The organism is Mesobacillus jeotgali, from assembly GCF_031759225.1.
Lineage (GTDB): Bacteria > Bacillota > Bacilli > Bacillales > Cytobacillaceae > Mesobacillus > Mesobacillus jeotgali_B.
Map to the genome: position 1 here is coordinate 1,392,740 of NZ_CP134494.1, position 23,458 is coordinate 1,416,197.

Here is a 23,458-nt window from a genome sequence, read left to right on the forward strand (position 1 = left end):
ACTCTCCTTTGGGAAAAATTTCTTTTTAGTTTTTGACGTAGGATGTTTATGAAAGGTTGCAAGATTTTAGATTTTTTTTAATAATTTTGTGATAATTGAAAAAATAATGTAATATGGATTATAATAAACCGACTGGATAGTTTATTTAAAGTTTTTAATTTATAGCAAAGTATCTGTAGTCAAGAATTATGGGATTCACAATCCAGGGGGAATTTAACTCAATCAGAGAGAGGGGAAATGGCATGGAACAAAAGGTACTGAATCAATCAATCATGTCTGCGCTCGAAAAGTTCAATGAATTGGATGAGAAGATTTCGCATTTTAATAGTATTTTAGGTTTGTTGAGCTGGGATCAAAAAGTAATCTCACCGAAGAAAGGACGCTCCATATTTGCGAATGCGAATGGAACTTTAAGAACTGAAGCGTTCAAACTGACTGTTTCTGAAGAAATGGGTGAGTTGCTTAAGGTACTAACGACACCGGAAGCAGAGGAGCACCTTGATGAGGCTGCAAAGGCCAAGGTTCGTGAACGGCTGAAATTTTATAACCGATCCAAAAGTATCCCGGCAGAAATGATTAAAGATTTCACAGTGCTGACATCAAAAGCAAATGATGCCTGGGAAGAAGCAAGGGAGAACAATGATTTTGAAAGATATCTTCCTTACCTTGAGAAGATTGTAGAGTTTAAGAGGAAAGCTGTTGAGATTTACGGTTATGAAAATCATCCATATGATGCGCTGCTGGATGAATTTGAACCTGGTCTTACAGTTGAAAAACTTGATCCATTGTTTAGTAAATTAAGAGAATCAAGCACTGATTTACTGAAAAGGATTCAAGGGTCTTCTGACAAACCATCAGTCGAGATATTCGAACAGCCTTATTCAGTAGAGAAGCAAAAAGAATTCAATCGTTATATTCTGCCAGTGATCGGCTTCGATATGGAAGCAGGCAGGCTGGATGAAACGGTTCATCCATTTGCACAAACTGTGAATACCGGGGATGTCAGGATTACGACCAGGTACCTTGAAAATAATGTCCGATCGGCGATTTTTGGAACAATTCATGAAGCTGGACATGGTATTTATGAACAAAATATCAATCCAGAGTTCCAGGATTCAGTTTTACAGGAAGGGGCTTCATTCGGAATTCATGAATCCCAGTCCAGATTCCTGGAAAATATGGTGGGACGCAGCGAGGAATTCTGGAAGTACTTCTATCCGAAGCTGCAGGAACATTTTCCGGAGCAATTAGGGAATGTTGAATTGGAAGATTTCTATCGTGCCACAAATGCTGTCCAGCCATCCTTCATCAGGGTGGAAGCAGATGAGCTCACATATAATCTTCATATCATGGTTCGCTATGAAATTGAGAAGGCATTGATTGCCGGGGAAATAGAGGCAAAAGATCTGCCTGGAATCTGGAACGAAAAAATGAGGGATTACCTAGGCATCACACCATCCACTGACAGTGAAGGGGTCCTTCAGGATATCCACTGGTCATTCGGAGGGCTGGGGTACTTCCCGTCATACTCTCTTGGGAATCTGTATGCGGCACAGATCTTGACTAAGATCAAGAAGGATGTACCTGGATTCTATGAAAGTATCGAGCAAGGGGATTTTGCAGTGATCCAGGACTGGTTAAGGGAAAATATTCATCAGTACGGAATGCTCTATACACCAAATGAACTGATAGTAAAAGCTACCGGTGAAGAATTGAATGCGGATTATCTGGTACAGTACCTGGAAGAGAAATATAGTAAGGTATATAAACTCTAATATTAGCGGAAAAATGGGGTAAATCATATGACGCCAATTGTTTCAGAGGAATATAAGCAAAAGAAGCGTCAGGAAATTTTGCAGAGTGCCCATGTTTGCTTTGCCGAAAAGGGATTTGAAGCATCGACTGTTGATGATATTGTGGCCCGCTCCAAACTAAGCAAGGGGGCAATTTACAATTACTTCAAAAGTAAGGATGAAATTTATCTGGCACTGATGGAAGGCCAAACAAATGACTCGGGAAGTAAATTTGCCAAAGCCATTGCTGAGCGTGAGACCTCATTGGAAAAACTCAATTACCTGATTGAAGCCTACCTGGACAATGACCCGAATGATGAAGAAAACATCGGGCATGCGATCGTTCATTACGAATTCAGATTGTACTCAACACGGAATCCAAAATTAAAGGATATGTTGACGAAGCGATACAGAGATTTCTTTGTTTCATTGCTGACAGGAATCATTAAAGAAGGTCAGGCAGCAGGTGAATTTAACAAGGAACTTGATCCAGAGACATATGCGGATATATTTTGGGCGATTGTCAATGGGGCCACATTGCAGGCTACCATACTTGAAGATTACCATTATAAGCATATATTAAGAGAAATGCAGTCGATATTCTTAGAAAAACTAAGCTCAAAATGATTAAAAACCAGTGAGGATCCTCACTGGTTTTTAGTTTGCAGTATGTGAACCGCGATTATTTAAGGTCTAGTGCATCTTGACTATATTTTGCTTTTTCCTTCAAGAGCTTCTTCAGTTTCGGCTTGTTCTTCCTCTCTGAAAGGATATAGAGGAAATCACCTGTCATGATGACGGTATTCCCCGTAGGTGCGATAAGTTTGCCATTGCGGATGATCGCATTCACCAGTGTTCCTTCAGGAAAGGGGATATCCACCAACGTTTTACCAACGATGGCATTGTCGCTTTCCATCTCATATTCAATCATCTCGGCATCCGCTTTTCCAAGTGAAATCAGCTCAAGTGACTGCATTGGTATCGTTTTTTTGGGACCGTTCAATCCCAGCTTATTTGCTAGCATCGGTATGGTAGATCCCTGAATAAGTGCGCTCGTCAAAACGACGAAGAAGACAACATTGAAAATCTGATGGCTGTCCTCAATACCTGCCAGCAATGGGAAGGTGGCGAGGATAATCGGAACCGCGCCTTTCAAGCCAGCCCATGAAAGGAAAATCCGCTCTTTTTGAGAGTAATCCATTTTTATTGTTGATAAAAATACAGCTACAGGTCTTGCCACCAGCATCAGGATTACGGATATCAATATGCCCTGAATCAAGATAGCCGGGTTGAAAAGTTCAGATGGAAATACAAGGAGCCCAAGGATGACAAACATAAGAATCTGCATCATCCAGGCGAAACCTTCTGTGAAGCGGAAAATAGAATGGCGATATGCAATCTCAGCGTTTCCAATGATAATCGCCGCAATGTATACGGCCAAAAGACCGCTGCCATTCAAAAATGTAGTTACTCCATAAGTCAGCAAAGCAAATGCGGTGGCGAAAACGGGATAAAGTCCACTCGAATCCAAGTTTATCGAATTCAAAGCTTTGACTGCGACCTTTCCAAAAATCACACCCAGTATCAGGCCCAGTCCCATTTGCAAAAAGAAGTCACCGATCAACTTTAGGATACTTGCATCAGGAATCGTAATAAGTTCAATCATTGCTACGGTTAAGAATACAGCCATCGGATCATTGGAACCAGATTCTGCTTCGAGAGTAGAACCAAGTTTTGAAGATATATTATGGCCTTTCAGGACTGCAAAAACAGCTGCGGCATCAGTGGAACCAACAATTGCCCCGAATAAAATGGCTTCCAGCCAATCAAGGCCCAAAATCATTTTCGCAGCGACGGCAACGATTCCAGAGGTGATTAGCACTCCAACCGTTGCAAGTGATAAAGATGGGATAATTACTGGCCTGACGTCTTTCAAATTTGTTTGCAGGCCGCCTTCAAACAGGATTATGACTAGTGCGATAACACCAATCATCTGTGTAACTGCTGCATTATCAAAATAAATGATGCCAAGGACATCGCTGCCCATGACCATCCCGACCATGATAAAGAAAATCAGAGAGGGAACCCCAAGTCTGGTTGAAAACCTCGTTGTTATAACCCCAACAATGAATAAGAAAGCAAGAAGAAGAATGAAAGAGTCTGTACTAATAACATGTTCTGGCAATAAAAACTCCCCCTTTATAAATTGATATCAATTTTAACCTGGACTGTTTCCTGGTCTATTCCAATGAAGTGCTTTGTTTCGGATGGAGAGGCATGCAGCAGCCTTTTTTGAATCAGTGAAATGGCAACGCCCTGGGAGTAGGCATGATAGCCGAATGTTTTACGCAAAGTGGTCATACCTACCGGTTCATCAATTCCGGCATTTCTAGCAGCGGCGTTGATTATCCTGTAAGCTTGTTGCCTTGTAATTGGATTCGCAGTTTTTCGGGACCTAAAGAGATAGTCTGTTCCAATAAAAGAACTTTCGGTTAGATACTTTTTTAGGGAACTTCTGATGGACTCATTTAAGTAAACAGGTGGATTGCTATAAAGAGGAATTGAAAGGACTTCTGTAATTTCCCCATCCTGGCGGCACACATCATGTACACGCAGGTTGAGTAGATCATGCAGTTTGATCCCGGTATTAATACCAAGTACAAATAAACAATAATCCCTGGTCGAGTGATTTATAAGGAAATCCTTCATAAGCATGATCTTGTTTTTCGATTTGATTGGACTTACGGTTTTCATCATATCACTCCCTTAGGTAACTTAATTATATCCTAAATCTAATTATGTAACATGTTAAATGCTCACTGAAATTTTTTGTTAAGCTGCTTCCAAATGTTATAATGAACAGAATCGAAAAAAATAGAATTAGCTGGAGGCAATTATGCTTACTTTTGAACAAAAACTTGCAATCATAGAATCATTCCCTGAACTGGAACGGAAAAATGTCTCTTTGGGCCGTGTTAACTTTCATTTTGCGGAAAGTGTTTATGACAAGAAAAATGTTGTGTACCATCTGCATCCTAATGGAAATGGCTTTGTCTATGGAGAGTTTTTAGATGGCTATGATGTCGATCCCAAAGGCTTGGTAAATATCCGTGATTTTACTGCGGAAGAGCTTAAAAACATCATTGAACAATCCATTCAATCGTTGTCAGCCAATAGTACCGTTGAATCTGCCATTATTGAGGACAATGAGGAAGAGCGCTGGATTAATTCAGAAAACCATACATTGATCCTTGTTCATGAAGATGAAATGTGGAATGTGTATGCTGGCCTGAATCTTGACGGGACATTTCTTTCATATAATGAGGCCAAACAATATTTGGAAGAAGAAGGATTCAGGAAAAGGTAAAAAGGATGCCCGAGGGCATCCTTTTTCAATTGTAGAAATCAGGCCTATAACTTGAAGTTTCCAGTCAATTTCTCTAACTCCGATGCTGTGCGTTGAAGGATTTTTGCACTTTCGTTTACATTTTCGGCAATTCTGAGCTGTTCCTGTGTGGACTGGTCTGTCTGGCCGGTACCTGCTGCAATCTGCTGGGACGCCTGAGAGACTGTATCGAGTGAGTTGGTTATTTGTTCAAATGCGATGACCTGCTGTTCAATGGCTGTCGCGATATTATTGGAATTATCCTCGATCTCCAAGGTTGTTTCATAAATTTCATTTAGCGTATTTTTCGCCTTCATAGAAAGGTCTTTATTATACTGGACTGCTTCTCTTGTTTTTGTGATGTAATCAACTGCAGTACGAGTGTTTTGGACATTCTCGTTAACGATGGAAATAATGGTCGAAGCTGATTTTGCACTTTCCTCAGCAAGCTTGCGGACCTCGTTTGCGACTACAGCAAATCCCTTTCCGTGTTCTCCTGCCCTGGCAGCTTCAATGGCTGCGTTCAATGCCAGCAGGTTTGTCTGATCAGAAATAGTATTGATAATTTTGACGAATTGCGTGATTTTGTCTGATTGCTTTTCTAGAATCGTAATGATCTCAGCCAGCTTGTTTGTGTTCTCATCAACGCCTTCAAGTCCTGCAAGCATTTCGTCAATCCTGACGGTTCCTTCTTTGGATGTAACTGTTGAATTTTTTGCGATATAACTTGCCTGTTGTGCAGAAGCATTGATTTCTTCGATACCTGCATTGATTTCTTCCAATGTTGCCTGCATTTCTTCAATGTTGGCGTTCTGCTCTTGTGTACTGGCGGCCGCCTGCTGGTTGGCAGCGGTCAGCTCACGGATTGCATCAACCGAACTCGAGGCTACCCTGGTTAAGCCAACTGTTTCACTCGAAACTTCGCTTGAAGTTGTCTGCACCTGGGAAACCAGCGTCCTGAGTGATGCGGCCATCGTATTGATACTCTCAGCCAGCGCACCAACTTCATCCCTTGATTTGACGACAATATCCTCTTGCGACAAGTCACCTTTAGCGATGTTTGCTGTCAGAACTTTAATTTTGTTAAGTGGCTTGATCAGCCTGGACACCAGGAAATACATCGCCGCGCTTGAGAGGCCAAGGATGATGAGAGAAAGAACCCAAATACCTCCAACCTCGGCATTGATCTTTTTATTTACCTGTGAAACGTCAAATTCGACACCATACAGGGCGATCGTTTTTCCGGACATATCGGTGATTGGCGCGAAGCCAGTCATTTTTTCTCCGTTTTGCGATTTATATATGTCAGTTGTTGTCCTTTTATTTTCCTTAAAAGCTTCGAGTGCGGCTTGATCAAATTCTTTGCCGCCTGAATAACTCGACCCGTATGTGAGATCCTTAGTCATCATGGCAGAGCTCATTGTTGGGATGATGAATTGATTTCCATCCATCGTGATTAAGTACAGATTATGTATCAACGGATTTTCCTTAAGTATTTGGTCCATTTGTTTTTGCATTGAAGTGGTTCCTGGATTATTTTTTGAAGGATTCGCAATGATTGTTTTTGCTTTGCCTGCAGAAATCTGATCGGATAACAGGGCTGAGATTGTATTCAGCTCAGCTTCCATCGATTCTAGATTGCTTGACCTGATCGTGTATTGAGCATAAGCAGTTGTCGCCAAAGCAAGAACCAGCATCGATATGATGCTTAAAGATACGATCTTTATTTTGAGGCTCATGTTTTTGCTTAGGTATTTTCTGCTCTTTTTCTGCTTGGGTTCTACAATATTCCCGATGTTTTTTTTCTTTTTGAAAAGCAATTTGTCCACTCCTTCTGATCTTCATAGGCGTACAGTATTTTTTATGAACAAAATTTTATCCACCTTTAAAAAGGGGGCGAATGCTAGGATTTTGTTCTCATATTATTTTTATTTTCGGCAATTTTCAAAATTAGTTAAGCAAAAAGAGCTAGAATTAGTGGTTTCTTTTTAGAAAACGAAAAAACTACTGAAACCGTCAGAAAAGGATCCGAATGGTATGAAGCTGAAGATTAATAATTTTTAATCTGTGAGCTATCCATGAAGGCGATGGGACAGAAAGGGGTACTCCATGAAGAAAGCGTCATCCATAAAGGCGGTGGAGACATAAAAAGGAGTACTCCATAAAAAAAGCGTCATCCATGCATGATACAAGCTATATTCTTAATAGATTCTTGCGTGATGACCAATAATAAGGACGAATTGATTCACGTTTTTCATCTATTATGCGTTAGCTGTTCAGTATAAGGGTATAATTTAAAAAATGGTTAACATCATGTGCTGAAGCTAAATTCTTTTGCACAGATCAAGTACTTATAATTGCAGTAAATGTTATTAGGAGGTGACTGCCTTACGGATGTAGGGCTTGCCCATTGATTATTACTAATTTGCTACTAGTTGTCTTATTGATCGCATTGACAGGGTTTTTCGTTGCGACAGAGTTTGCCATCGTTAAAGTCAGGGGTTCAAGAATCGACCAGCTGATTTCTGAAGGGAGGAAGGGAGCACAATCCGCAAAGCATGTAGTCACACATCTCGATGAATATCTCTCGGCCTGTCAGCTGGGAATCACGATTACAGCCTTAGGCCTTGGGTGGCTGGGGGAGCCAACGGTTGAAGAAATGCTCCATCCTGTGTTTGAAAACTTTCATTTGAATGCTTCCTTATCAGGCATATTGTCGTTTGGAATCGCCTTTGTTTCAATCACTTTTTTGCATGTTGTAGTTGGGGAGCTGGCTCCAAAAACGGTCGCAATCCAAAAAGCTGAAGCCATCACCCTCGCTTTTTCCAAACCAATTATCTGGTTTTATAAGATTATGTATCCTTTTATCTGGTTATTGAATGGTTCAGCCAGGCTTCTTGTAGGACTGTTTGGGTTAAAGTCCGCTTCCGAGCATGAAATTGCCCATTCTGAAGAGGAGCTCCGGATTCTTTTATCAGAGAGTTATGAAAGCGGTGAAATCAATCAAAACGAATTGAACTATGTAAACAATATATTTGAGTTTGATGAGCGAATTGCCAAAGAGATCATGGTGCCGCGGACGGAAATCGTCACATTCGATATATCAGATGAAATTGAAACGATAATTGAAGTGATCCAGAAGGAGAAATATACGCGTTATCCTGTGATCGATGGAGAGAAGGACAATATAGTTGGAATGATCAATATAAAGGAAATATTAACTGCTAAATTGACGCGAAAGGATCTGCAAGTAGAATCGATATTGTCTTCATTCATTAAGCCTGTCATACGAGTGATTGAAACAATCCCTATACATGATTTGCTCGTTAAAATGCAAAAGGAACGCATTCATATGGCTATCTTGATTGATGAGTATGGCGGAACCTCTGGTCTGGTGACAGTAGAGGATATTATAGAAGAAATTGTTGGCGACATCCGTGATGAGTTTGATATCGATGAAATCGCTGAAATCAGAAAAGTGAAAGAAAACCATTATCTGTTCAGTTCCCGGGTACTGATCGATGAAGTAAATGACCTGTTGGGAATCCATATATCAGAAGAAGACGTGGATACTATAGGCGGGTGGTTCATGACAAAGAACATTGATGCCCAAATTGGTGATGAAATAGAAGAAGAAGGTTATGTTTTCAAGATTATCGAAATTGATGAATACCATATTGCCTACTTAGAGGTTATGAAAATTGACCAAGACGAAAAGCCGGACTGATTCCGGCTTTTTTTTTTTGATAAAAGCTGTGGCTAATTTTGGCAAGCCCTAAATAGTTTGAGTGTATGTCCATGCCGGGTAAGAATACACTACCGGTGCAGCCGGATGAATCATACATTGAATTGGAGGAATTTAAAATGGCTAAAAAAGTAGTTGGAGTATATGATAATCAAACAGAACTAATTGAAGCAATTGAAGAATACAAAAACAACGGCTATGCCGTTCAGGATTTCTCAATCATCGGTGATACGAACGATGTTACTTCTGCCCTTCAAAGCAGAACTGGTGTAACGACTGAAAATATTGGAACTGATACTGACGATCATAAAGAGGGCGGTTTCTGGCAAAGCCTGATGACAGCATTTGACGCGGACAGAAATCTAGGTGGCAATGAGCCATCAATTACCGACCGTCTGGTGGGTGTCGGACTAACAGATGATGCTGCAAGAGAATATGAAGAGGATGTCCGAAATGGACGCATCATTCTTCTGGCAGAAACGACTGCATCCGGACTAGATGTTGAAGAAACAGGCTATGTTACCGACACATCCGTAACAGGAACTGGTGTTCAAGGGAATTACGAAACAGACAATTATGCCCGAAACAACCTTGAAACGGACCGATACAACAATGAAGAACAAAGATTGCAGTTAAGGGAAGAACAATTGGATGTTTCTAAAGAAAGAGTCCAGGCGGGTGAAGTGGAAGTCCACAAAGAAGTAGTCGAAGAACAGCAGAAGGTTAACATCCCAGTCACACGTGAGGAAGTTTACGTGGAAAGACGTGAGGTGAATGAGACTGCTTCAGGTACTGATGCCGTGATGGATGACGATGAAACCATCCGTGTGCCTATCATGGAAGAGAAGGTAGAGGTTACAAAGAAACCGGTTGTTTCTGAAGAGCTTGTCATTGGCAAGCGAGAAGTGACAGATACTGAACAAGTCGTCGAAAGTGTAAAGCATGAGGAAGCCCATCTTGAGGCTGATGACGACCGTATCGTCAACGAAGCAGGCCTTGACCGCAATAGCAACTCACTTAAGAACAATTCAGATCTAGACCGTGACGGTTATAAGGATAGAAGATAATATCCTGAATAATAAGAAAAGACGCCCAGAAGGCGTCTTTTCTGCGTATTGAGGCGACTGACTGCACGCCACATCGTGCATTTCCATAAAGGAGTGTCGGTCGGCTTACACAATTCAGCTCATCGCTTGATAAATATAACACGATGGAGAAGTATAAGCAAGAGGAAGTTTATTGGTGAATTCTTCATGTTTCGTGTTCATATCAGGCTGGGTAAAAAATGAAAAGAAAAAGAGTAGGAGCACATCATGAAGAAAAATACATTACTAATGTCATCTTTGATCGTAATATTCGTCTTGCTGGCTGCTTTCAGTATCCTCAATCCTGAAAAAGATAAAGGAGACAGGCTTGTAGTGGCATTTGGCGATTCACTCACTTATGGATATGGAGACCAGAAAGGTTCCGGTTATATCGATACCCTGCAAACCAGCTTGAACACCAAAAATAAGGAAAACTACAAATTTGATAATGAAGCTATTTATGGTCTTGAATCTTCTGGAATCCTCAGCCAATTATCGGATGTAGGTATCAGGGGAAAGCTGGATGAAGCAGATTATTTTATCCTATTTATCGGTACTAATGATTTGATCAATAGCAATGGAGAGAATTTAGAGAATCTGAAGCATGAAAAAATAAAGAAAGGGCAGGCAGTTTATTTGAAAAACCTAAGTGCCATCCTCAATATCTTGGGGGATAATAACGAGGAGGCACCAATCTTGCTTCTGGGCCTATACAATCCTTACCCCGACAGCATGGCGATTGAAGCGGTAATTGATGATTGGAATAAGGAAATCATGAAAGAGGCTGAAAATGAAAAACAGATCGTTTTCATCCCAACCAATGATCTGTTCAAAGGAACAGACAAAAGGCAGTACTTCAGTGATTCTCTACATTTAAATGATAAAGGCTACAAACTGATTGCTGAACGCATTTTAGAAAGGTACACATTCGAATAGACTCGTGAACAAGAAAAATTGCCTGGCAAGATTGATTGCCAGGTTTTATTGATTTTGAAAAACCTTCCATGAAACCAATACTGAAGGAAATTCGTAATATAATAGATTGGAAGAAAAGCTGAAAGGAATTTTAATTGTGAAAAAGAAACTATTCGGGAACGCATTCATCACGTTTCTGCTGATTATTGCTGCGCTTCTCCTATATTATCAATTCCTTACAAAGCCTGAATTGAATGAAAATGTACCATTGCCTCAGGGTTTGCATCCAGTGGTCGAAAAGAACACGGATGTTCTGGTCAAGACGGCAGCTGAGAGAGGGATTCGAGTCTTGGTGACTGATGGGTTCAGGAGTTTTGAAGAACAGAATGAGTTATATGATAAGGGAAGATCGACAGAAGGCCAAATAGTCACTCATGCTAAAGCAGGGGAGTCGTACCATAATTTCGGGTTGGCAATTGATTTCGCTTTATTGAATGAACAAGGAAAGGCGCTGTGGGACACTGCTTATGATGGGAATGGCAATGGAAAGTCCGATTGGATGGAAGTGGTGGACATTGCCAAGGAGCTTGGATTTACATGGGGAGGAGACTGGAAACGCTTTAAAGACTATCCACACTTGGAAATGCGTTTTGGCCTCAGTATCAATGACTTGAAACGAGGGAAGCGCCCGCCGGATGACGCACTGACAGCCTCGCAAAATTAAAGAAAAAGCATCAATTGATGCTTTTTCTAGAGAATATTTTAGTAAAGGTTCATCATTTTTGTTTGGAGACAGCCAGCTCTGATTGTGGCTTTCCGGCCCTGAATAGTTGCTTGATGACCAGTCCTGGTCCTCCAAGTACGAAGAGGTAACGTGCTTCAATCACTTGCTTCATCAATGCAGCGAATAAACCGCTGATTTTCAGACCGAAGACCTTGCCAACGGCCGCTTTGTTACCAATGGAAGCGACTGTACCTTTATGGTGATATTCAAATGCTTTAAGCTGTTGCCCTCTTAAGGTCGCCACTAAATTTGGTCCGCACACCTCTGCCTGTTGAATTGCCACCTGTGCGGTCGGAGGAAGTGGGGTTCCGTCATTTTTCAAAAACAATGCTGCATCACCGATACAAAAGACATTGTCCATTCCTTTTACCCGTAAAAACTTGTCAATCACGATGCGGCCCTTGGAAATGGGCAAAGCCAATTCTTCAAGGAGGGTATTGCCGCGGACTCCGCCAGACCAGATCAATGTCCTGGACGGAAGTTCTTCACCATTGTCCAATGTTATAGATGTTGGAGAGCATTCAAGTATCTTCGTTGAAGTCATCAGTTCAACGCCATTCTTCCTTAAGTAGCCTGCAGTGAAATCAATGGCCTTCTGATCAAAACCTGGGAGAACAGTTTCATATGCTTCTATATTGATGATTCGGGTCTCTGACACAGGTATATCATATTTGCGGCAAAGCTTAGGCATTGCTTCGATTAGTTCGCCTATCATTTCAATTCCGGTAAAACCGGCCCCAGCAACGGCAAAAGTCAATCTTGAAGGGTCCTGGTCTTCCTTAAAAGCAGCAAACTGCCTGAGCATATGATTGTGAATTGCTTTTGTGCTTCTGAAGCTTTTGATCTTAAAAGCATTTTCTTCCACGCCAGGAATCCCGAACGTACTCACATCAAATCCAAGACCAATCATCAGGTAGTCATAATCAATAACTTCACCAGACTCTAGCTGTACTTTCTTTGCAGTGAAGTTTACATTTTGTACAGTTCCTCTTTTGAATTGTACTTTGCCTGTTTTAAGAAGATCAGGTATATGTAACGTGATTTTTTCATCCGGAGCCGTGCCCGCCCCTGTCTTATGCAACTGAGTAGAGATATAGTGATAATCATGTTTATTGATTAAGGTTACTTCAGCTTCGCCGTTCTTAAGAGTTTTTTCCAACTGTCGGCTAGTGATAAGCCCACCATATCCAGCACCTAAAATAACAATTTTCGGAGTTTGCATCGAAATTTCCCTCTTTCTGGTTGTTTAATTGTGAAACTATTCACATGTTAGTTCGAAAAAAATAAATTCCTTTGTTGTATTAAGTTATTTGTGAATAAATTCACAAAATATTATCTACCAATAGATTACGATAATAGTAATTTTATATCAATACGAATTTGCCATATAAAATCAACAAAAGTTTGACAAATGGTTAAATTAAATCTTCAATGAGGAGGAGATGGGGAATCCATCTCCTTGGTAAGTGCTTATAAATTCAATGTTTCTGGCTCACCGTGATCATTCATAAGCCGAATCGTTTCCGGGGTTATCTCAAGAATAATGTATTCAGGATCATTGGGACTTTCAATCCGTTTTTCCATTTTATTATTCCAGAATTTATCCTTAAGAGACTGATCTTCGCGAATGGAAGCCCTACCCTGGACCTCAATATAGGCATCACCCATTCCTTCTCCTTCATATCCAAGAAGGACATGGACATATGGGTTCTTTTCAATCTCTTCCGCTTTATACGTTTCTTTGCTTGTCGGTGTGTACAAGATCAAATCCTCATTAAAAAAGGTCATATAGCGGGAGTGCGGCTTATTGCCGACAACCGTTGCCAGCGTCCCGACCTTTGATTCCCCCATAACCTGAGTGATTTTATCCTTCAAATTTTGATCATTCATTTAGATTCCTCCTTTTTTGTACCTATTTAGCATTTTCCCTTGCAAGACTTTATAAACCAAAAAAAGCTCTGGACTTACCAGAGCATGTCATTATAATTCATTGTCGATCTCTACATTATACTTCTTTTCACTTGAAGAAGAGTCCTTTGAGTGATGTCCATCCTTTTCTTCATGTTGTTCCTGCTTCAGGTCTTCCATCGGAATTGGATCGACAGTCAATTCACTTTTGAATTTGTCATGAAGACTTTTCGTCCTGGTTTCATATTGCTCTGGGTTGTCCATGTTTTGAGTATTATCGACTGGAATGTTTTTTTTATTTTCTTTTCCCACGATGATCACCTCTCCGTTATATTTACTAGCGAGAATGATTATTTGTCAGTTGCGGATCCTTCCTGGGGTTTCACTGGATCCCTTTGAGGCTCAATATCCTTGTTGTTTTCCTGTTTCTTCTCTTGTTCAACTGAACCATCGTTCTTACCATGAGTGTTTTCCGGCATAGTAAAGCCTCCTTGTCTTTGTGATTATTATGAAAATACCCTTTTAAAGGAAAGTAAAACAAAATAAATGCCAGATGAGCATTCAAAGGATGCGCTCAGCATTTAACAATCCTGTCCAATGTCTTTTAAGCCCATCACCTTCATATAGTTAGAATGTATGCGTAACTAAAGGGATATGGAGGGGGAGAGTGATGATAATCATCAGGTTTCCAGATGGTGCAAGCGCCCAGAAGCTGCAGAATCTATCTGGAAAACAGAAGCAAATATACGACCATCTAGACAATAGCCTCACGATGTTTGAGTATGACACTACATTTCAGCTTCTTTTTGAAATAAATCTTCGTGAGAATATCATTGATGCAGCATTGAAACTTAAGGATGCTTCACCAGCCTTTACCTCCTTCAAATATTCTAGGTTCAACCCGAGATATTGGACGAAAGGACCTAGAGGCTATTTGTTGAATCCGACTGTCCAGCCTTCTGACGCAATCAATGATATATATGAAAATGGGCAAGAGTATGCATTTGAATGCTCCACGGCAATGGTTGTCATTTTTTACAAAGCTGTTCTTGATTCAATTAGATTGAGGGATTTCAATTACTTATTCAGGGGGTTGCTGGTTTGGAATTGGAACCATGACTCCGATCTAGCTATTATCACCCTTGAAGGTAGTGAGTTTATTCCCGGAGATGTGATTTATTTCATGAATCCGGATTTTGACAAGCCCATCTGGAGAGGAGAAAACGCTGTCGTCCTTGGGAATGGGTTATATTATGGGCATGGCATAGGTATTGGGACAGCAGAAGAAATGATTAACGCACTGAATACACTTCGAAAAGAAGGTTCCACAACCTCAGCATTCATGCTTCAACAGCATAGCAGGCTGAATTTCAAATATTTGTCCCAATTCTCCAAGTGAATACCGGGAAAATAGTAAAAGGCTGGCTAAATTGCCGGTCTTTTTTTCTATTTCCTTTTGCTCATTTTTTTTAAAAGGAAAACTTGTATCATTTACGAGGCATAGTTTTAAAAAACAGGGGAATATAAAAAGAGACATATTATATACATTTCTAATTTCGGATGTGGAATCTTTAGGCATGTTAAAAAGGGAGTTTTGGAAATGAGATTAACCAAGGTGCTTGAAGCACTCGGCGGCAGTGTGAAAAAATATAAGAATGATGCAGATCCTGTCTTGACTGGAATTCAGATGGATTCACGTAAAGTGAAGCCAGGCGATTTATTTGTCGCGATTAAAGGTTTCCAGATAGATGGCCACAAGTTTATTACCCAAGCCATGGACAATGGGGCTGCAGCCGTCATAGGGGAAAATGAGCTCGAACTGGAGATCCCATATATCCAGGTTTTTGACAGCAGGCAAGCACTGGGCAGGGCAGCGAGTGCATTCTACGATCACCCGTCGAGAAATCATACGGTAATCGGAGTTACTGGTACAAACGGGAAAACTACTGTTTCATACATTTTAAGACATATTCTGGAGAGTGCAGGAAAAAGCTGCTCTTTGCTGGGCACAGTGTCTTATATTATAAATAATGAGGTGTACAAGCCCTCGAATACGACTCCGGATGCTTTGCAGATCCAGGAATTGATATACAAAAGCAAAGATGAGTTTGTAGTGCTGGAAGTGTCGTCACATGCGCTGAAACAATACAGGATTGAAGGCCTTGAGCTGGACTATGGACTATTCACGAACTTATCCCATGATCATCTTGATTACCATCCGACCATCGAGGATTATTTCGAAGCAAAAACATTGATGTACAATTACATGAAAAAAGAGGGTTCAGCAGTCGTCAGCAGATTGGGAGAATGGGGAGACAAGCTGTCGAGTATTTTAAGAGCTAAAGATATCCCGGTATATTCTCTTGGCTATGACGATTGCCATGACTTGAAGATAGAGGATATCAAATTGAATGGCGAAACCAGGTTTGACATCAAGATGGGAGGCATCACATATCCGCTGACTTTCCCATCACCAGGTCTCCATAACGTCTATAATGCAGCATTGGCCTTTTTGACAGCTGTGAAAATCGGTATCAGTCCAGATGCGATTACGGAGGCGCTTAAAACTTTCCCAGGTGTACCGGGAAGGTTCGAAATGATTTCCCATCCAGAAGGTGCTACTTTCATCGTCGATTATGCACATACAAAGGATGCGATTGAATACTGTCTGCAAGCAGCCCACGAGCATGAGGCTGTAAAGGTGAAGCATATATTCGGCTTCCGTGGTGAGCGGGATAAGACGAAAAGAGAACATATGGTTAAAGCGTCGGCCGCAATGAGTGATGAGTTCACTTTGACCTTCGATGACCTGAACGGCATATCAGAAGATGAGATGGCCAAAGAATTACAGGATCTGAATGTCCGATTTGGCAAAAATAAAGGGAAAGTCATTACAGACCGGACCCTAGCAATCCAGAATGCATGGGAAAACGCCCAGAGCGGGGAGTGGATTCTCATCACTGGAAAAGGACCAGAGGAGTATCAGTCCATGTACGAACTTCCAACGACTACAGATAAAGAAACGCTCTTATATTTAAAAAAGATGCAGAACAAGGAAAAGATAATTGGTTGAATTAAGGGCAGGCTGATGAAGAATCAGCCTGTTTTTTTAGAATGTAATCCCATTCGAGTAAACTGACACAAATTTTCCTTCAAAAATTGACAATAATATGAAAGGTGAAGTGTGTCACTCCATTATTTTCCCGCCATCATTTATGATAAAAGTAAGCAAAGCAACTTGACCTGACTATAATGGGAGGAGGTACTCAATGTGGATAAAAAAGAAATTTATAAAATGCTTGCAGAGGTAGAAGAACCAATGCTTGGAGTCGATATTGTGAACCTTGGCCTCGTCTATGAAGTCTGTGTCAAGGACGATAAAGATGTCGAAATCGTTATGACCACAAGGAATGAAGACTGCATGCTTGCTGAATATATCGCTCTCTCAGCACGAGAACACCTGGCTGGACATATAGGGAACCTAGACCATATTGATATTAAAATGGTCTCAGCTCCTAAATGGACAAAAGACCGTATGTCCCAATACGCAAAATATTTACTGGATCTCTAAATACTCACTCTGGAAAGATTGCGGTGGATCGCAATCTTTTTTTATGTATGGGGGATTTAAGGGTAGCGAAAAATTCAAATGAAGAGTGAAACGGCGATTTGACAGAACTCTTAACGGGTTCGGTCAATACACCGATACATTTTGATGATTTTGTTAGAAGTCATGGCAGGTTCGGACAAAAAAACTGTCTTTACTGATAAATTTGTCCAACCTGCTGAATTTGTCTGAAGTCGTACCAGGTTCGGAAAAAAATCCGTTTCAACCTGCTGAATTTGTCTGAAGTCGTACCAGGTTCGGAAAAAAATCCGTTTCAACCTGTTGATTTTGTCAGAAGTCCCACCAGGCCCGAACCTCAAAAGATACCAAAAACATCCTTTGGAATTTTTTCCATACCCTAATATAATCTTACATTCATTCGAATTGTCTTTTAGAATAAGAGTTGGGGGAATACTGGAGGCAATAAGAATGATTTATAAAAAAATAGCTGGTATCAGCATGTGGCAATTGAACAGGAACTTGAAAAAATTGGCTTTCGCAAGAATGGAACTGGAAAAGCAGATGCGGAAGGAATTGATTGTGGTCCTGCTGGAGCCGAAAAAAGAAAAAGTCCTTGCGACTGCGGAAGAGACAAAAGAGATCGAGGAAGCAGTTCAGGAATTAAACGGGTTTGAAACATTGAAGCTGTGCCTTCTTGAAGACTGCAAGCCTGTATACAAAGAAAAAGTGACTAATAATGGTGTAACTAGATGGCTGGAAATACCGGTCAAACCTTTGATTACATATGAATTTCTAAATGAGACCCAAGAGGATCAAGTGAAAATTGGATAGGCACTATTGCGAAGGAGAGGACCAATCAAGGTCCTCTTTTTTCTTGTCCTTCTTCCATAATTAATTGGGCTAGTATTTTTTCTGGTGTTTAATTGCACAAATGTCCCGACCTGAATAGGATATAGGGACATAAAAAAAGGAGGTTGTTACGATGTCTGATGGATGCGGCTATGGTGGCGGTTTCGCACTGCTTGTAGTATTGTTCATTCTTTTGATCATAATCGGAGCTTCTTGGGGTTTCGGTTACTAAACTGCGAATAAGTAAACTTCATTAGGAGGTTTTATCATGTACGGATACAGCGGCTGTGGATATGGCGGTTACAGTGTAGGAGGAGCTGGATATGGCAGCGGTTTTGTTTTAATCGTTGTGCTATTTATCCTCTTGATCATCGTTGGCTGCTCATGTTATCGCTAAGAAACCATTGAAAGAGGCTGTCTTAAAAGGTCATCGTTTGTGACCTTTTGACAGCCTCTTTTTTTTGCAGCAATAATAAAGTCTCAAATCCATCCTGAAAATCAGCCGACTATATACGGCGCCTTACTCCTTAGTCAATTAGGCCGATGAAAAAGTTAGTAATTTTTGCTATTTTTAAATAAATTTAAAATATTCCAAAAACAGTGATTCTTTTTTTATTCTTGTTCGTCTAACTGTCTGTAAAAGGGGGGAGAATTTTGAGCGATCATTACAGCAAACATTTCCATGAGGTATATGTGGAGTACAGTGACAAGGTCTATGGCTATCTCCTGTTATTGACCGGAAAGAAAGAAGTCGCAGAGGATCTAACCCAGGAAACATTTTTAAGGGTGTACAAGCATATTCACCAGTTTAACGGTGATTCACAAATATTCACATGGCTTGTTAAAATCGCCCGAAATGTTGCTATTGACCATCTAAGAAGACGAAGGAGACTGCGTTTCTTTTCATTGGATAAGTATGTCATTCAATCATGTCAGCCTTCTCCGGTCGAAATTATTGTAAAAGGGGAGAAGACTTCACACCTTTATAAAGGAATCAAAGCTCTGAAGCTAAGCTACCAGGAAGTATTGATTTTAAGGAAAATCAAAGAGTTTTCGATTAGGGAAACCGCTTTGATCCTTGGCTGGAGCGAAAGCAAAGTGAAGATCACGACTTCCCGGGCAATGGCAGCCTTAAAAAAAGAGTTAAAGAGAAGAGGGGAAATAATTGAAGAAATCATTTGAACTGGAAGACGCCTTCAGGAGCCTCAACCAAATTCCAAGGTCGGAGATTCAAAAACGAAAAACCTATAATACAATTCTCCAATCCGGAAGGAAACAGATGCCTAATCAATGCTTAGCAAATTGGACAGGCAGTCTCTTGACGGTTGTGATGATATTGGTGTGCGGGGTTTACCTCCTAACGGAAATTCAAGCTCCTGCCCGGAATGGGCTGGCTGCTCTCCACTCTGCAGAAATCGCTGCAGAGAGCGAGGTTGTCATTACTTATCTTACTAAATCTGATTCTGCTGACCATTTTAATCTTCACTCGAACCTGACGAGAAAAGGAATTTCCATCATTGACGAACCAGGGTGGCTGGAGATCATGAACACCACGGTGAATGGGAGAACCCCTGTGAAAAACCCCCCTGAAATGGAGGAGGCCTATGATTTGCTGTTAATCTATGAGGGGAAAAAACCGGATAAATGCAAGGTATGGATCAGTAAAGATCATGTCTATATCAAAAGAATGAAAGAAAATAAGGTATATAAAGTAGAGGATAGTCAGTCAGACAAAGTGATCGCCATGATTGATGATATGGAAAAACAGGTTCAGTTCTGAATCTGTTTTTTTTATGCAACTTTACTCCTGTTTTTCAAAAAAACTTACATAACATGTTTATGTTTCAGCCAAGCGTGGTAAGAAAAGGGTTGTACTTATTAATCAACTTGGATATACAGGAGGAAGAGTTATGAAGAGGGGTCTAGCAGTTATTCTTGCAGTATTTATGCTAATTGGTTTGCTGGCTGGCTGTTCTGGGGAGCAGAAAGCTGAAGCCGAAAAAACGAAAGACGGGAAAGTAATTGTGGATTTCTGGACATTCTGGGGTTCAGAAACCCGTCGACCGATCATTGAAAAAATCATCGATGATTATAACAATTCCCAGGATAAAGTTTTTGTGAAACACACATTCCTGCCATGGGGTGATATTTGGACCAAAAATCTTGCTTCAGTCGCTGCCGGCAATCCAGCAGATGTTATCGTCAATGACATCAACACGGTTGCCCAGCGTGCAGAAAATAAGCAAGTCGAGGACCTAAGCCAATATATAGATGATTCATTCAAGCAAAAGTTTTACCCGCACTTATGGGAAACAGTCGAATATGACGGAAAATCATATGCTGTTCCATTCAATACAGATACACGCCTTCTTTTCTACAATAAAACAGCATTCAAGGAAGCGGGACTGGATCCTGAAAAGCCGCCTGCAACCTGGGCAGAGCTCGAGGAGTACGCAAAGAAATTGGATATCAAGAATGGTGACAAATACGAACGAGTCGGCTTCTACCCATTATGGGGCAGCGTTGGCGCATCAAGCTGGATGACGAACGCTGATGACGGGAATGGGTTTATTGAGGATGGAGAGCTGTCAATCAACACACCGAAAAAAGTTGAAGCCATGAATTGGATCATTGATTGGAAAAAACGTCTTGGAGAAAAGACTGTCCAAGCTTTCCAGGCAGAGTTCGGAAGTGAACAGGCAAATCCATTTATCGCTGGCAAAGTTGCCATGTGGGTGGATGTAGGAACATTCTACACACAATTAAGAGATTATGGACAGGATGTTGAATTTGGTGTAGCACCAATCCCTGCATATGAGGAAGGTTCAGGCAACTGGGCTGAAGGCGGCGGGTTTGTTGTCGAAATCCCGAAAGGAGCCAAACACCCAGAAGAAGCAATGGACTTTATTAAGTACTTGACAGATGTTGAAGCACAGAAACATTGGTCCGTTAAAAACTACGACAATGTTGCCAACATCGAAGCAGCAGAGGCTGCTTTAAATGAGCTTCAAGGTCCTGACAAAATGGTTTATGAAGCCTCAGTTAAAAATCTGGAGCAAACCAAAATGTTCCCGGTACCAGTAGAGTACCCTGATTATCATAGCAGGCTGAACCCGCATATTGACAATGCACTATTGGGCAAAACAACACCAGAAAAAGCATTGAAGCAAGCGGAAGAAGATATCGAAAAAATGAAGAAGTAAGGAACAGATTTAGAGAAGGCGCATTCCGCCCTTCTCTCTTTTTAAAAATTTCCTAAATATGTGAGGGAAAGGTGACTTAGCAACAAGTATTTTCAAAATAGTCAATTTAAAGGACTATTAAATGCAACAGGGGGGTTAGGATCGTATGAAGTCATCAGAGAGTACATTAGTGCACACAGAAACTGGGTCTAAAGTAATAAGAGGAAGTAAAACCATTGAAACAGCCCGAACGAAGGGCCTCAGCAGGAAAGCAAAAGATAATCTGGCAGGTTATTTATTCATTTCTCCTTGGCTTATTGGGTTTCTGGGTTTGACTTTAGGTCCATTATTATTCAGTCTGGCCGCAAGTTTCACAGATTACAATATTACTTCAAAAATGAATTTCATTGGTTTGGATAACTACAAACGCATGTTTACGATGGACGATTTATTCCGCACTTCTCTTTTTAATACTGTTTATTATGTTATTTTCTCGGTTCCATTGACGACTGCGGGAGCGATTGTGCTGGCTGTCCTGTTGAACCAGAAGATCAAAGGAATGAAGTTTTTCAGGACAATCTATTATTTGCCTGCGGTCTTATCGGGTGTTGCCGTATATTTTCTCTGGATGCAGCTGTTAAGTCCATCAACAGGACTGGTAAACACGATGCTTGGATGGTTCGGAATTGAAGGCCCGGCCTGGCTGTTTGATCCTGAATGGACAAAACCGGCATTGCTTATGATGAAAATGTGGAGTGTAGGAGGTGGAATGCTTTTATACCTGGCAATCATGCAAGGGGTTTCGCCGCAAATGTATGAAGCTGCCGATATTGAAGGCGCATCCCCTTGGCAAAAGTTTTATTATATAACCCTTCCCATGATATCACCGATCATCTTTTTTGATGTAATCACAAGTACGATCGGCGCATTCCAGATATTCCAGGAGGCATATGTCATGACTGAAAATGGAAGTGGTGGTCCTGGAAATTCACTATTATTCTACAACCTTCATATGTGGAATAATGCTTTTGAAGTTTTCGACATGGGTTACGCTTCCGCCATGGCGTGGCTATTGTTCATAATTGTCATGGTTCTGACAGCTGTGAATATGAAGCTTGGCAAACGCTGGGTACATTACGAAGGGGGGGACGGCAAATGAGGTCCACAACTGCACCGAAATTTCACGAGACGAAGAAATTCAAGGAGAATGTACGGCTCACGATTGTGACGCTGCTTCTTATTGCCGGCAGTACTTTGATCCTTCTGCCATTATGGTGGATGATATCAACATCACTTAAGTCCCCAGCTGAGATCGCACAGTATCCGCCGACTTTTATACCTAAAGAATTCAACTTCAGCAATTATATAGAAGCCTGGCAGACTGCCCCTTTCACTCGCTGGGCATTGAATACGCTTTTCCTGGCAGTAGTCGGCACGATTGGCAGTGTACTTGTCAATTCGCTGGTAGCATATGCTTTTGCGAAGATTAAATTCAAAGGCAGAAATACGATCTTTGTCCTTGTTTTATCCACCATGCTGATTCCAGGATTTGTGACAATGGTGCCGCAGTATATTCTCTTTTCAAAACTTGGCTGGATTGATACTTATCTGCCATTGCTGGTACCGGCCTTCCTGGGCAGCGCATTTTTTATCTTTTTACTGCGCCAGTTCATGATGGGGATCCCGAATGAACTAATCGAAGCAGCTGTGCTGGATGGGGCAGGCCACCTGCAAATCTGGTGGAATATCATGATTCCGCTGACAAAGCCAGCATTAATTACAGTTGCAATCTTTTCATTCAACGGTGCCTGGAATGATCTTTTAGGTCCATTGCTTTACATCAATGATGAAAGTAAATATACCTTACAGATTGGGCTGCAGACCTGCAAGGGAACTGTGCAGACCCAGTGGCATTACTTGATGGCAATGTCGGTGACTGTATTATTGCCAGTCATCTTGTTGTTTTTCTTTTTCCAGAGATACTTCATTGAAGGCTCAAATCTTTCTTCAGGTACCAAAGGATAATGAGCAAAAAGAGGATGCTGAGACCAGCATCCTCTTTTCATTCTGTGCGCCCGGCATGGGTGCAGTCTATAGGGTGTAAGTCCCGAGCCATGAAGGCAGTAGTAGTGGTTAGCTTAACGCAAGGGTGTCCGCGGTGACGCGGAATCTGAAGGAAGCGAGCGGCAAACCTCCGGTCTGAGGAACACGAACTTCATATAAGGCTAGGTACCATTGGATGAG

General features: G+C 41.1%; 25 protein-coding genes. 18 read left to right on the plus strand and 7 right to left on the minus strand.

Features of this window, described 5'->3' with window-relative positions:
- Positions 1-242: 242 nt before the first annotated feature.
- Both RH061_RS06875 and RH061_RS06880 read left to right on the plus strand, forming a co-directional pair.
- Positions 243-1,775 (plus strand): carboxypeptidase M32, encoded by a 1,533-nt coding sequence (locus tag RH061_RS06875; RefSeq protein ID WP_311074874.1) that lies wholly within the window; start codon positions 243-245, stop codon positions 1,773-1,775.
- Positions 1,776-1,802: 27 nt separating this feature from the next.
- On the plus strand, positions 1,803-2,420 hold the full coding sequence (locus RH061_RS06880) for a TetR/AcrR family transcriptional regulator (protein WP_311074876.1): 618 nt from the start codon (positions 1,803-1,805) through the stop codon (positions 2,418-2,420).
- A 55-nt stretch (positions 2,421-2,475) separates the two neighbouring features.
- On the opposite strand, the gene RH061_RS06885 is transcribed toward RH061_RS06880, so the two are convergent.
- Both RH061_RS06885 and RH061_RS06890 read right to left on the minus strand, forming a co-directional pair.
- Complete coding sequence (locus RH061_RS06885; protein WP_311074879.1) at positions 2,476-3,978, minus strand: potassium/proton antiporter; 1,503 nt, start codon at positions 3,976-3,978, stop codon at positions 2,476-2,478.
- A 14-nt stretch (positions 3,979-3,992) separates the two neighbouring features.
- Positions 3,993-4,550, minus strand: coding sequence for a tyrosine-type recombinase/integrase (locus tag RH061_RS06890; RefSeq protein ID WP_311074881.1), 558 nt, complete (start codon positions 4,548-4,550; stop codon positions 3,993-3,995).
- Positions 4,551-4,689: 139 nt separating this feature from the next.
- Here RH061_RS06890 and RH061_RS06895 point away from each other — a divergent pair, with 139 nt between their 5' ends.
- On the plus strand, positions 4,690-5,160 hold the full coding sequence (locus tag RH061_RS06895; RefSeq protein WP_311074882.1) for a hypothetical protein: 471 nt from the start codon (positions 4,690-4,692) through the stop codon (positions 5,158-5,160).
- Positions 5,161-5,204: 44 nt separating this feature from the next.
- Here RH061_RS06895 and RH061_RS06900 read toward each other — a convergent pair whose 3' ends face one another.
- Positions 5,205-6,998, minus strand: a complete 1,794-nt coding sequence (locus RH061_RS06900; RefSeq protein WP_311074884.1) for a methyl-accepting chemotaxis protein — start codon at positions 6,996-6,998, stop codon at positions 5,205-5,207.
- A gap of 590 nt (positions 6,999-7,588) precedes the next feature.
- Between RH061_RS06900 and RH061_RS06905 the strand changes: the two genes are divergently transcribed.
- The 4 genes from RH061_RS06905 (at position 7,589) to RH061_RS06920 (ending at position 11,647) form a co-directional block, all read left to right on the plus strand.
- The gene (locus RH061_RS06905) at positions 7,589-8,905 is read left to right on the plus strand and encodes a hemolysin family protein (RefSeq protein WP_311074886.1); all 1,317 of its coding nucleotides are present in this window, start codon (positions 7,589-7,591) and stop codon (positions 8,903-8,905) included.
- Positions 8,906-9,042: 137 nt separating this feature from the next.
- Entirely contained in the window at positions 9,043-9,990 is a 948-nt protein-coding gene (locus RH061_RS06910) for a YsnF/AvaK domain-containing protein (protein WP_311074887.1), read from the plus strand.
- A gap of 246 nt (positions 9,991-10,236) precedes the next feature.
- Positions 10,237-10,944 (plus strand): GDSL-type esterase/lipase family protein, encoded by a 708-nt coding sequence (locus RH061_RS06915; RefSeq protein ID WP_311074889.1) that lies wholly within the window; start codon positions 10,237-10,239, stop codon positions 10,942-10,944.
- A 136-nt stretch (positions 10,945-11,080) separates the two neighbouring features.
- Entirely contained in the window at positions 11,081-11,647 is a 567-nt protein-coding gene (locus tag RH061_RS06920) for a M15 family metallopeptidase (protein WP_311074891.1), read from the plus strand.
- A 52-nt stretch (positions 11,648-11,699) separates the two neighbouring features.
- Here the strand turns inward: RH061_RS06920 and RH061_RS06925 are convergent, their stop codons facing one another.
- From RH061_RS06925 to RH061_RS06940, 4 genes are all read right to left on the minus strand, one after another.
- Entirely contained in the window at positions 11,700-12,929 is a 1,230-nt protein-coding gene (locus RH061_RS06925; RefSeq protein WP_311074893.1) for an NAD(P)/FAD-dependent oxidoreductase, read from the minus strand.
- Between the two features lie 248 nt (positions 12,930-13,177).
- Positions 13,178-13,597 carry a pyridoxamine 5'-phosphate oxidase family protein gene (locus tag RH061_RS06930; protein ID WP_311074895.1) on the minus strand — a complete coding sequence of 140 codons (420 nt, stop codon included), beginning with the start codon at positions 13,595-13,597 and terminating at the stop codon, positions 13,178-13,180.
- Positions 13,598-13,687: 90 nt separating this feature from the next.
- On the minus strand, positions 13,688-13,927 hold the full coding sequence (locus RH061_RS06935) for a hypothetical protein (RefSeq protein ID WP_311074897.1): 240 nt from the start codon (positions 13,925-13,927) through the stop codon (positions 13,688-13,690).
- Positions 13,928-13,965: 38 nt separating this feature from the next.
- The gene (locus RH061_RS06940) at positions 13,966-14,094 is read right to left on the minus strand and encodes a 3-methyladenine DNA glycosylase (protein WP_311074899.1); all 129 of its coding nucleotides are present in this window, start codon (positions 14,092-14,094) and stop codon (positions 13,966-13,968) included.
- 191 nt (positions 14,095-14,285) lie between these two features.
- Here RH061_RS06940 and RH061_RS06945 point away from each other — a divergent pair, with 191 nt between their 5' ends.
- From RH061_RS06945 to RH061_RS06995, 11 genes are all read left to right on the plus strand, one after another.
- Complete coding sequence (locus tag RH061_RS06945; RefSeq protein WP_311074901.1) at positions 14,286-15,014, plus strand: protein-glutamine gamma-glutamyltransferase; 729 nt, start codon at positions 14,286-14,288, stop codon at positions 15,012-15,014.
- 201 nt (positions 15,015-15,215) lie between these two features.
- Positions 15,216-16,688 (plus strand): UDP-N-acetylmuramoyl-L-alanyl-D-glutamate--2,6-diaminopimelate ligase, encoded by a 1,473-nt coding sequence (locus RH061_RS06950; protein ID WP_311074903.1) that lies wholly within the window; start codon positions 15,216-15,218, stop codon positions 16,686-16,688.
- Between the two features lie 198 nt (positions 16,689-16,886).
- The gene (locus tag RH061_RS06955; RefSeq protein WP_311074905.1) at positions 16,887-17,186 is read left to right on the plus strand and encodes a metal-sulfur cluster assembly factor; all 300 of its coding nucleotides are present in this window, start codon (positions 16,887-16,889) and stop codon (positions 17,184-17,186) included.
- Between the two features lie 465 nt (positions 17,187-17,651).
- Positions 17,652-18,014 carry a hypothetical protein gene (locus tag RH061_RS06960; protein ID WP_311074907.1) on the plus strand — a complete coding sequence of 121 codons (363 nt, stop codon included), beginning with the start codon at positions 17,652-17,654 and terminating at the stop codon, positions 18,012-18,014.
- 151 nt (positions 18,015-18,165) lie between these two features.
- Positions 18,166-18,264: a YjcZ family sporulation protein gene (locus RH061_RS06965; RefSeq protein ID WP_079508178.1), complete on the plus strand. Its 99-nt coding sequence runs from the start codon at positions 18,166-18,168 to the stop codon at positions 18,262-18,264.
- 36 nt (positions 18,265-18,300) lie between these two features.
- Positions 18,301-18,429 (plus strand): YjcZ family sporulation protein, encoded by a 129-nt coding sequence (locus tag RH061_RS06970; protein ID WP_311074910.1) that lies wholly within the window; start codon positions 18,301-18,303, stop codon positions 18,427-18,429.
- 257 nt (positions 18,430-18,686) lie between these two features.
- Positions 18,687-19,214 (plus strand): RNA polymerase sigma factor, encoded by a 528-nt coding sequence (locus RH061_RS06975; RefSeq protein WP_311074912.1) that lies wholly within the window; start codon positions 18,687-18,689, stop codon positions 19,212-19,214.
- On the plus strand, positions 19,198-19,812 hold the full coding sequence (locus RH061_RS06980; RefSeq protein WP_311074914.1) for a hypothetical protein: 615 nt from the start codon (positions 19,198-19,200) through the stop codon (positions 19,810-19,812). Before RH061_RS06975 ends, RH061_RS06980 begins: the two co-directional genes overlap by 17 nt.
- Positions 19,813-19,942: 130 nt before the next feature.
- Positions 19,943-21,235, plus strand: coding sequence for an ABC transporter substrate-binding protein (locus tag RH061_RS06985; RefSeq protein WP_311074915.1), 1,293 nt, complete (start codon positions 19,943-19,945; stop codon positions 21,233-21,235).
- Between the two features lie 145 nt (positions 21,236-21,380).
- Positions 21,381-22,373 carry a carbohydrate ABC transporter permease gene (locus RH061_RS06990; RefSeq protein ID WP_311074917.1) on the plus strand — a complete coding sequence of 331 codons (993 nt, stop codon included), beginning with the start codon at positions 21,381-21,383 and terminating at the stop codon, positions 22,371-22,373.
- Complete coding sequence (locus RH061_RS06995) at positions 22,370-23,239, plus strand: carbohydrate ABC transporter permease (protein ID WP_311074919.1); 870 nt, start codon at positions 22,370-22,372, stop codon at positions 23,237-23,239. The genes RH061_RS06990 and RH061_RS06995 overlap by 4 nt, the downstream gene beginning before the upstream one ends.
- Positions 23,240-23,458: the final 219 nt, after the last annotated feature.